This is a genomic window from Synechococcus sp. CCY9201 (genome assembly GCF_034931105.1).
Taxonomy (GTDB): Bacteria; Cyanobacteriota; Cyanobacteriia; order PCC-6307; family Cyanobiaceae; genus CBW1002.
The window spans coordinates 1-9,554 of sequence record NZ_JAYGIC010000121.1 but is presented as its reverse complement, the minus strand read 5'-3'; the positions used below and the strand labels follow the sequence as shown (position 1 = coordinate 9,554).

The window sequence follows — 9,554 nt, the reverse complement described above, 5'->3', positions numbered from 1 at the left end:
CGAGGCCGGTGGCTGGGTGGAGACCGGCGAAGCCTGGCGATCGCCGGCCATGGCCCAGCTCTGGGCCGCCCGCCACGATCCGGTGCTGGAGTTCGACGCGGCCGCAGGCTGTTTGCGGCTTGAGGGCCACGATGGGGCGCGGCTGGCGGCGATGACCGCAGCGATCGAGGCCCTGGCCCCAACACCCCCCCAGGCAAGCGCAACACAAGCACCAAGCACAGCCCCTGCAATACGCGCAGCCATGGCTCACCCGGCGCCACCGGAGCCCGGCCTGCGGCTGGAGAACTGGCGCTGGCACACCGATGGGCCGGCCTTTGCCGCCGGCGTGGAACGCATCCGCGACTGGATCGCCGCCGGGGATCTGTTCCAGGCCAATCTCACCGCCTGCTGCGAGCAGGAGCTGACGGGCCGCGTCGATCCGCTGGCGCTCTATCAACGGCTGCGGCGGCGCTGCCCGGCGCCCTTCGGTGGGCTGGCGATTGCAGCGGGAACCGAGGGGAGCAACCCGGCCCAGACCCCTGTGGAGGCCATCCTCTCGGCCTCCCCGGAGCGCTTCCTGCAGGTGAGCGCCAGCGGCTTGGTGGAAAGCCGGCCGATCAAGGGCACCCGGCCGCGGCACCACGACCCGGCGATCGACGCGGATGCCGCCGCCGATCTGGTCAGCAGTGCCAAGGACCGGGCCGAAAACGTGATGATCGTCGACCTGCTGCGCAACGACCTCGGCCGGGTGTGCGTGCCGGGCTCGATCCAGGTGCCCCAGCTGGTGGGCCTGGAAAGCTACGCGCAGGTGCATCACCTCACCTCAGTGGTGCAGGGTCAGCTGCGCGCCGGGCTGGGAGTGGTGGATCTGCTCCGGGCCTGCTGGCCGGGCGGCTCGATCACAGGAGCGCCGAAAGTGCGGGCCTGCCGGCGGCTGCATGGGCTCGAACCGGTGCCGCGCGGGCCCTACTGCGGCTCCCTGTTCCGCCTCGCCCACGACGGCAGCTTCGACAGCAGCATCCTGATCCGTTCGCTGTTCCTGCAGGGCCGCACCCTGCGGGCCCATGCCGGCTGCGGCATCGTGGCCGATTCCGACCCCCACGATGAGGCTGAGGAGCTGGGCTGGAAGCTGGGGCCTCTGCTGGAGGCCCTGGCGTGATCAGCCCGCCTGAGTCAACCAGCCTCCCGGCCGTGATCGCCTGGATCGATATCCCCAGCCCCCAGGGCTCCTGGGGCCATCCTGACGAGCTGGCCCTGCCCCTCAGCGACCGGGGGCTGCTGCTCGCCGATGGCCTGTTTGAGACGCTGCTGATCGAAGCCGGCCAACCCCATCTGCTGAGCGCCCATCTGGACCGCTGGCACCGCTCCGCTGCGCTGCTGGGCCTGGCACCGCCGCCCAATCAGGCGCGCCTGGTTCCCCTGATCACTGAGGCCGTGACGCGCAGCGGCATCACCAGCGGTGCCCTGCGGCTCAACTGGACACGGGGCAGCAGCGGCCGTGGCCTCGCCGTGCCGCTGCACAGCACCCACCGCTTCTGGCTCAGCCTCAGCGCCGCAACGGCCTGCTTCGAACCCGTGCACGTGATCGTGAGCCCCAGCGAAACCCGCAACGCCACCAGCCTGCTGAGCCGCTGCAAGACCTTCGCCTATGGCTCCGCCATCCAGGCCCGCCGCCAGGCCGCTGCCTCAGACGCCGACGACGCCCTGTTGCCCAGCAGCGCCGGCGGGTTGTGTTGCGGCACCAGCGCCAATCTGCTGCTGCGGCGCGGCGGTCGCTGGCTCACACCACCGCTGAGCAGCGGCTGCCTGCCCGGGGTGATGCGCCAGCAGGCGCTCCGCCATGGCCTGGCCAAGGAAAGGCCGATCAGCGAACAGGATCTGGTCAGCGGTGACGGCGCCCTGCTGCTGAACAGCCTTGGCTGCAGGCCGATCAGCCAGCTGGGGCCCACTCCCCTGCCCAGGGTGGAGAACGGGGAGCGATTCTGGCGCCAACTCCTGTCTCCAGCTCGTTAACGGATCGAGTCGGCGACACCGAGTCTGGCTGGGATCCGAATCGGAATCCGGCCCAGACTCAGCCCACGGTGCCGCAGCGATCAGACGCTCAGGAAGCGATCAATCACCTGCTTGCTGAGTTCTTCTGTGGGTCCACTGGCCACCACACCACCCTTCTGCATGGCGTAATACCAATCGGCCTGGCGAACAAAGTGGAGGTGCTGCTCCACCAACAGCACGCTGATGCCAGTGGTTTCAATGATGCGTCGCACGGCCCGTTCGATATCCAGCACCACTGAGGGTTGGATGCCTTCGGTGGGCTCATCGAGCAGCAGCAGCTTGGGCTTGCCCAGCAGAGCGCGGGCGATCGCCAGCTGCTGCTGCTGGCCACCGGAGAGGTCACCACCGCGGCGGGCCAGGAACTTCTCCAGCACCGGGAACAGTTCAAACACCAGCGGGTCGATGTGGCGATGCTTGGCCAGACCGCCAGGCCGCGCCTCCATGCCAAGCAGCAGGTTCTCCCGCACCGTGAGCTGGGGGATGATCTCGCGACCCTGGGGCACGTAGCCGATCCCGGCACGGGCCCGTTGGTGGGGCGGCAGACGGGAGACCTCCCGATCCTCCATCACCACCGAGCCCGAGCGTTGCCGCAGCAGACCCACAACGGTCTTGAGCAGGGTGGTCTTACCGACACCATTGCGGCCGATCAGGCAGACCATCTGACCCGATTTGACGTTGAGATCAACATTGCGCAGGATGTGACTCTCGCCGTAGTACACATTCAGGCCCTGCACTTCCAGCAGGGGACCGGAGGCGGTGGCCGAGGCGGCCGGCTGGGTGAGGGGGCTGGTGGTCATCAGGGGTAGGCGGAACGGCGTGGCTGAACGGCGTGATCAAACAGCCGAAGAGGAATGAAGGAAGGGAAACGGGGGTTCAGGCGGCTTCGGTGTCGCTGCCGAGATACACCTCGATCACTCGGGGATCGCTCTGCACCTCATCCATTGATCCCTCACAGAGCACATGGCCTTCATGCAGCACCGTGACCGGGGCCTGCAGATCACGGATGAACTCCATGTCGTGCTCGATCACCAGCACGGTGTGGGCACCGGCCAGCTGGCGCAGGAGTGCGGCCGTGAGTTCGGTCTCCTCATCGGTGAGGCCGGCCACCGGCTCATCCACCAGCAACACCTGGGGATCCTGGGCCACGAGCATGGCGATCTCGAGCCACTGCTTCTGACCGTGGGACAACCCACCGGCCTTCTGATGGGCATAGGGATGCAGACCCACCACCTCGAGAAGCTCCTGCACCCGATCGCGGGCGGTGGCATCAAGCCGCCCGAACAACAGATCAAAGGGTGAGGCGCGGCGGCTCACCGCCAGCTCGAGATTGCGACGAGGCGTGAGATTCTGATACACCCGTGGCGTCTGGAACTTGCGGCCGATGCCGAGCCGGGCGATGCGGTGCTCCGGCAGCCCAACCAGTGAACGACCTCGAAAGAACACATCCCCTTTGGTGGGACGCACCTTGCCAGTGATCACATCGAGAAAGGTGGTCTTGCCGGCGCCGTTGGGTCCGATCACGGCCCGAAGATCACCAGGAGCCAGCGACAGATTGAGATCATTGAGGGCCCAGAAGCCGTCAAAACTGACGCTCACCTGGCGCAGTTCCAGCAGAGGCGTGGCTGAATCCAAAACAGGAGCGGAAGCGGCGGAACTCATGGGGAACCTCCGGGGGTTGGATCGGATTGGACAGCCTCGGCTTCGGCCTGAACAGCAGGATCGAAATCGATCTCGGGATAGGTGGGGGCCAGGGGGGCAATTCCCAGCATGGCCAGGATCCTGGCTGGGCCTCCCTGGGTCCACCAGCCCACCAGACCATCGGGCAGGGCTGTGACCACGAGCAGAAACAGACCACCCTGGATGAACAGCCAGGTTTCAGGCAACTGCTCACTGATCAGGCTCTTGGCATAATTGATCAGCACCGCGCCGAGCACCGCACCGATCAAGGTGCCGCGGCCACCTACCGCCACCCAGATCACCATCTCGATCGAGAAGGGCACCGCCATGTACTGGGGGCTGATGATTCCAGACTGCACCGTGTACAAAGCACCACTGACTCCGGCCATCGCACCGGCGATGGCGAAGACCAGGGTTTTATATGCCGTGGGGTTGTAGCCGGTGAAGCGCAAGCGCGGCTCATCGTCGCGGATGGCGATCAGGGCGTCACCGAAACGGCCGCGGGTGAGCCAGCGGCAGAGGAACCAACTGAGAACAACCAGCAGCAACGTGACCCAGAACAGATTGCGCTGCATCGCATCGCTGCCCACCAGGGCCCCGAAGATGCGCGCGGTATCGGTTTTGAGTCCATTGGTGCCATTGATCAACTTCTGTTGACCGTTGAAGAAGTTGAAGAAAACCAGCAAGGCCGCCTGGGTGAGGATCGAGAAGTAGACCCCCTTGATCCGGTTGCGGAACACCAGAAAACCGAGCACTCCCGCCACCAGGGCCGGCAGGATCCAGAGGCAGAAAAAGGTGAAGACGGCTGAATTGAAAGGCTGCCAGAACGCCGGCAACTCCTTGACGCCGTAGAGCCCGAAGAATTCGGGCAGCTGGCCGGGCTGCAGCGATGTGAGCTGCAGATGCATACCCAGGGCATAACCGCCCAGAGCAAAGAAGATGCCCTGCCCAAGGCTGAGCATACCGGTGAAGCCCCAGATCAGATCGATGCCGAGGGCCACGATGCCCAGCGACAGAAACCTGCCCAGCAGGTTGAGCCTGAAAGGAGGGAGCACCGAGGGGAGAATCAGTGCCGCCGCAATCAGCAGGATCCAGGGAAGCCAGCGACGCAGGAAACCGGTGGGGCTGCCGCCACCGGCAGACGACATCGCGGAGGGGGAGGGAGTCGCCATGGTTCAGGCCTCCACCAGGCGGCCCTTCGGTGGGAAGAGACCCGCCGGACGGAACTGGAGGAACACCACCACGAGGGCAAACACCATCACCTTGGCCATGGAGGTGGTGGCGAAGAAGGTGACCACCTCATTGAGACCTGCCGGCATCGCAGGCCAGACCAGCAGGAGGGAACCGGAGCCAATCACATAACTGAGCACGCCGATTCCAAGGGCCGCCACAACGGTGCCGAGCAACTTGCCCACACCACCAAGCACCACCACCATGAAACAGTCGACGATGTAATTTCCGCCCAGGTTGGGACCCACCGAACCCAGCAGCGTGACAGCCACCCCGGCGACCCCAGCCAGACCGGATCCCACCAGAAAGGTGAGGGCATCCACCTTTTCGGTTGGAATGCCGAGGCAATCACTCATCGGCCGGTTCTGGGTCACGGCGCGGATCCGCAGACCCCAGACACTCTTCTGAAGAAACCAGGTGACACCGATCAGGGCCACGGCCGTGAGGGCCAGGATGAACAAGCGGGCGGTGGGCATGGTGACACCGCCGAAATCAAGGGAATCACGCAGCCAAAGTGGTGCCGTCACGTCGAGGTTGCGGGCGCTGAACCAGGGCTGATCCAGCTGGCGCACTTCCCCCAGCGCTGAGGCCAGGGCGATGCCAACGCCGCCGGCAAACAGCCAGCTGCCGGTTCCGAGCAGGGGAGTCCAGCGCTGCTTCCACCACACGGCCGGGGTGATCCGGGGAGCCAGCAGACCCAGGGCCACGGTCAGCAGCAGGCCCAGGAAGAAGGCGCTGGAGACCGAACGGACAAATTGCTGCAGGATCAGGCTCACCCCCCAGGTGGCCAGCAGGGTCTCGAGGGGCCGGCCGTAGAGGCGGCGGATCACCGTCTTCTCGAGCAACAGGCCCGCCAGACCACTCACCAGAAACGCCACGGGAATGGCGATCAGGATGTAGATCGGGAACAGCGCTTCGAGGGGACCATTCTTGCAAAGGTTCTGCACCACGAAGGTGCTGTAAGCGCCAAGCATCATCAACTCGCCATGGGCCATGTTGATGACGCCCATCAGACCGAAGACCACCGCCAGCCCGAGGGCGGCGAGCACCAGCACCGAGCCGATTGCCAGGCCGTTGAAGAGAGTGTCGTAGAGAAGTGTCATCGCCGGGTACAAAAAGAGGGGGAGCGCACTCCCCCTCGTGAAAGCAGCAACCGCGACGGAGTCCGGTGGCCGAATCCCGAACGAGGGATCCAGGCTTGCCGCCCGGATCCAGCTCGATCACATCTTGAACTTGCCGGGGTTCTCCACGTCGGTGCGGGTCCAGTCGCAGGTGTAGCCCTTGGTTTCCGGCACGAACTGGTTCCAGGCCACGGGCTTGACGAAGCCCTTGTCCTCGAGGATCTTGAACATGCCGTCTTTCTGGACTTCACCGATCAGCACGCGCTTCTCGGTGTGGTGGTTGGGCTGCACCGTCACCGTTCCCTGAGGAGCATCAAAGCTGACGCCGATCAAGGCCTTACGGACTTCCTTGTTATCGACCGTGCCGGCCTTCTCGGCAGCCTTGGCCCAGAGGTAGACCATCATGTAAGCGGATTCAGCCGGGTCATTGGTGACCCGGTTGTCGCCGTACTTGGCCTTAAAGGCCTCGGTGAACTTCTTGGATCCAGGGGTATCGAGGCTCTGGAAGAAGTTCCAGGCGGCGTAGGTGCCCTCCAGATACTCAGGACCGATCGCTGCGACCTCCTCCTCGGCGATCGAGAAGCTCATGATCGAGTAGCCGTTGGCGGGGGTGATGCCTGCAGCCTTCATCTGTTTGAAGAAGGCCACGTTGCTGTCGCCGTTCAGGGTGTTGACGATCACACCGCCATTGGGCAGAGCCTGCTTGATCTTGGCAATGATCGGAGCCACCTCGGTGTTGCCCAGGGGCAGATAGTCTTCACCCACCACATTGCCGCCCAGGGTCTTGAGCTGCTCCTTCATGATGGTGTTGGCCGTGCGCGGATAGACGTAATCCGAGCCCACCAGGAAGAAATCCTTGCCTTTGTTCTTCAGCAGCCACTCCACCGCAGGCTCGGCCTGCTGGTTGGGAGCTGCGCCGCTGTAGAAGATATTCGCGGAGCACTCCTGCCCTTCGTACTGAATCGGGTAGAAGAGGAAGTGGTCCTTGGCTTCAAAGACCGGCAACATCGCCTTGCGACTGGCGGAGGTCCAACCTCCGAACACCACGGCCACCTGATCCTGATCGATCAATTTCTTCGCCTTCTCGGCAAAGGTGGGCCAGTCGGAGGCGCCATCTTCTTCGATCGGGACGATCTTGAGCCTCTTATCCCCAATCTTGACGCCGCCTTCCTTATTGATTTCGTCGATCGCCATCAACTCGGCTTCGGCCACCGTGTTCTCGGAAATGGCCATGGTGCCGGAACGGGAATGGAGGATCCCGACCTTCACTTCGCCGTCAAAGTCGCCGGAGGCGGACTCACCGCCGCCGCCACCGCCGCAGGCTGCCAAGCTGAAGGCAGTGGCCAATGCGGTGGCGCCACCAATCAGACGCAGGGACGATTTCTGCATCGCGAATGGCTTCATAGAGAGCTCTCCGGAAAAATGCGCTTGTTTGTTGTCCGCCTCGCAGCGGTTGTCGGACGGTAAGTAGGTGGGCATTCCAAACTTTGTAGCCGCCGCTACTGTTTGTTCAACCGCCCATCAAGCGCGCATCCACAGCCGGACGCAGCTCAAGCCAGGCCGGGCAACTGCTGCAGCAGAAATCCTTCGACCCGATCCACGCCCTCACCGCTGTGGAGGTTGGTGAAACACCAGGGCCTCTCCCCACGCATGCGCAACGTGTCGCGCTCCATCACCGCCAGACTGGCCCCCACATGGGGAGCCAGATCAATCTTGTTGATCACCAGCAGATCGGAGCGAGTGATGCCGGGTCCGCCCTTGCGCGGAATCTTGTCTCCAGCGGCCACATCGATCACATAGATGCACAGATCCACCAGTTCCGGGCTGAAACTGGCGGCCAGATTGTCGCCGCCGCTCTCCACCAGCACCAGATCGAGATCAGGAAAGCGCTGCTCCAGCTCCTGAACCGCCGCCCGGTTGATCGAACAGTCTTCCCGGATGGCGGTGTGGGGACAACCTCCCGTTTCGACACCCCGGATCCGTTCCGGCGGCAAGGCCCCCGCCTGGGTGAGGAACTGGGCATCCTCCTGGGTATAGATGTCGTTGGTCACCACCGCCAGTTCCAGCCGTTGGCGCAGGCGGCGGCAAAGCACCTCCACCAGCGCCGTCTTGCCCGATCCCACCGGGCCTGCCACTCCAACCCGCAGCTTGCTCATCAGCTCCGGAACAGCCTCGAGTAGAGCTCAGCATGGCGCAACTGGGCCAGAGCAGCGCCCACCCCGCCACTCCAGAGAGTCTGGGGGTCCGTTGCGGCCAGGCTGGCGGCCTCAGAGGCAATCAGGGGTGCCAGGGCCAGTTGCAGCCGCTGGGCATCGGTGGAGCCCAAAGGCACCAGCCGCACCGCGGCACTGAGCTGGTTGGCGACCCAGCCGTAGAGATAGGCCTCCGTGAGCTCCGCAGCTCCGATTTCCAGCACCCGACCGGCCTGGGCGAAGGCGGCGGGCCAGGCGAGATCCTCAGCGGGCACCACGAATTCAAGCGCCCGCAGCAGCTGCAGCAGCGACTGACCCATCTGGCGCTGCTGGGCCCGCATCTCGCGGGCTTCCCGCATCGCCAGCAGCCAGCCATCCAGCCGGAGCAGCGCAGCGGAGTCCTCCATCTGCATCAGGCTGGACAGAGCTGCCGCCTCCAGGCGCACCGTGCCGAAGCGCAGCTCGGCCTCCAGCCAGGTCCGCACGGCGGCGGCATCGGCCAGATTGCCCTGCTGTACCAGAACCTCCAGGCCTTCCGAGTAGCTGAAAGCGCCCACCGGCAAGGCCGGGCTGACCAACTGGTACAGCCGCAGGCGGGCCAGGGCAGCGGCGGCGGGATCAGCCGTCATGGCTGTGAGCAGCGGCATGGCTGTGAGCAGCGGCATGGCTGTGGCCATGATCGTGGCTGTGCCCATGAGCATGGCCATGTCCATCAGCGTGGCTATGTGCATCAGCGTTGCTGTGTGCATCGGCGTGGCCGTAGGCCCCGCTCTCCGGCAGGAACGGCGCCACGATCGCCTGCAGCCACAGACCTCGGTGCTCCAGAAGATGGGCCAGCACCGGATCCTGCAGAAGCCGCAGTTCGCCGGGCTGGATCTCCAGTGCCACATGGCGGTTGCCGAGGTGATAAGCCGCCTGCAGCAGCGCCAGGGGGTCAGCAGCCCTCACCTGCAACAGCGGTTCCGGCGCCGCCTCCACCCGCACCAGCAGCTCGTCCCCCGAGGCGGGGGCCAGCAGCTCGCCGGGCTGCAGAGCCTCGCCGCGGGGGAGGTGCAACAGCAGGGGCCTGCCGCAGACACTGTGGCGCCGGCCCCGCAGGCACTGGCGCTCCTCAGCACTGAGGGCCAGCCGCAAGGCCGCGGGGTTGCCGCCGAAGAAGCGGCGGGTCAGCACCGGCGGTTGAGGCTCTGGCGACAGGGAGGCTGCGGCGGGGATCATGGCGGTGACTCGCTGGGCTGAGTATCTCCACCCCACCCGCCAGCGCAACGTGGCACGGCCAGGCCCGATTGCGCTTCAGCCTGGC

At 65.1% G+C, this 9,554-nt stretch carries 10 protein-coding genes; 2 read left to right on the top strand and 8 right to left on the bottom strand.

The window, feature by feature from the left end:
* Positions 1-1,138, top strand: a 1,138-nt coding sequence (locus VB716_RS12035) for an anthranilate synthase component I family protein (protein WP_323270597.1), incomplete at its 5' end; no start/stop codon positions are given.
* A complete protein-coding gene (locus VB716_RS12030) occupies positions 1,135-1,992 on the top strand; it encodes an aminotransferase class IV (protein WP_323270595.1) in 858 nt (285 codons plus the stop codon). The genes VB716_RS12035 and VB716_RS12030, both read left to right, overlap by 4 nt.
* A gap of 80 nt (positions 1,993-2,072) precedes the next feature.
* Here VB716_RS12030 and urtE read toward each other — a convergent pair whose 3' ends face one another.
* The 8 genes from urtE to VB716_RS11990 all read right to left on the bottom strand — a co-directional run bounded on the left by urtE (position 2,073) and on the right by VB716_RS11990 (position 9,469).
* A complete protein-coding gene (gene urtE / locus VB716_RS12025) occupies positions 2,073-2,828 on the bottom strand; it encodes an urea ABC transporter ATP-binding subunit UrtE (RefSeq protein ID WP_323270594.1) in 756 nt (251 codons plus the stop codon).
* A 76-nt stretch (positions 2,829-2,904) separates the two neighbouring features.
* A complete protein-coding gene (gene urtD / locus VB716_RS12020; RefSeq protein WP_197158233.1) occupies positions 2,905-3,690 on the bottom strand; it encodes an urea ABC transporter ATP-binding protein UrtD in 786 nt (261 codons plus the stop codon).
* Positions 3,687-4,856, bottom strand: coding sequence for an urea ABC transporter permease subunit UrtC (gene urtC / locus VB716_RS12015; protein WP_323270599.1), 1,170 nt, complete (start codon positions 4,854-4,856; stop codon positions 3,687-3,689). The genes urtD and urtC overlap by 4 nt, the downstream gene beginning before the upstream one ends.
* A 27-nt stretch (positions 4,857-4,883) precedes the next feature.
* Positions 4,884-6,041: an urea ABC transporter permease subunit UrtB gene (locus VB716_RS12010; RefSeq protein WP_323270593.1), complete on the bottom strand. Its 1,158-nt coding sequence runs from the start codon at positions 6,039-6,041 to the stop codon at positions 4,884-4,886.
* A gap of 117 nt (positions 6,042-6,158) precedes the next feature.
* Positions 6,159-7,448: an urea ABC transporter substrate-binding protein gene (gene urtA, locus VB716_RS12005; protein ID WP_197158227.1), complete on the bottom strand. Its 1,290-nt coding sequence runs from the start codon at positions 7,446-7,448 to the stop codon at positions 6,159-6,161.
* Positions 7,449-7,609: 161 nt separating this feature from the next.
* Entirely contained in the window at positions 7,610-8,218 is a 609-nt protein-coding gene (ureG, locus tag VB716_RS12000; RefSeq protein ID WP_197159016.1) for an urease accessory protein UreG, read from the bottom strand.
* The gene (locus tag VB716_RS11995; RefSeq protein WP_323270598.1) at positions 8,215-8,853 is read right to left on the bottom strand and encodes an urease accessory protein UreF; all 639 of its coding nucleotides are present in this window, start codon (positions 8,851-8,853) and stop codon (positions 8,215-8,217) included. Before VB716_RS11995 ends, ureG begins: the two co-directional genes overlap by 4 nt.
* A 16-nt stretch (positions 8,854-8,869) precedes the next feature.
* A complete protein-coding gene (locus tag VB716_RS11990) occupies positions 8,870-9,469 on the bottom strand; it encodes an urease accessory protein UreE (RefSeq protein ID WP_323270592.1) in 600 nt (199 codons plus the stop codon).
* Between the last annotated feature and the right edge of the window lie 85 nt (positions 9,470-9,554).

Bases quoted from the DNA above. Each gene is read 5' to 3' on its own strand.
- urtE (WP_323270594.1), bottom strand. From the start codon at position 2,828: ATGACCACCAGCCCCCTCACCCAGCCGGCCGCCTCGGCCACCGCCTCC.
- urtD (WP_197158233.1), bottom strand. From the start codon at position 3,690: ATGAGTTCCGCCGCTTCCGCTCCTGTTTTGGATTCAGCCACGCCTCTG.
- urtC (WP_323270599.1), bottom strand. From the start codon at position 4,856: ATGTCGTCTGCCGGTGGCGGCAGCCCCACCGGTTTCCTGCGTCGCTGG.
- VB716_RS12010 (WP_323270593.1), bottom strand. From the start codon at position 6,041: ATGACACTTCTCTACGACACTCTCTTCAACGGCCTGGCAATCGGCTCG.
- urtA (WP_197158227.1), bottom strand. From the start codon at position 7,448: ATGCAGAAATCGTCCCTGCGTCTGATTGGTGGCGCCACCGCATTGGCC.
- VB716_RS11990 (WP_323270592.1), bottom strand. From the start codon at position 9,469: ATGATCCCCGCCGCAGCCTCCCTGTCGCCAGAGCCTCAACCGCCGGTG.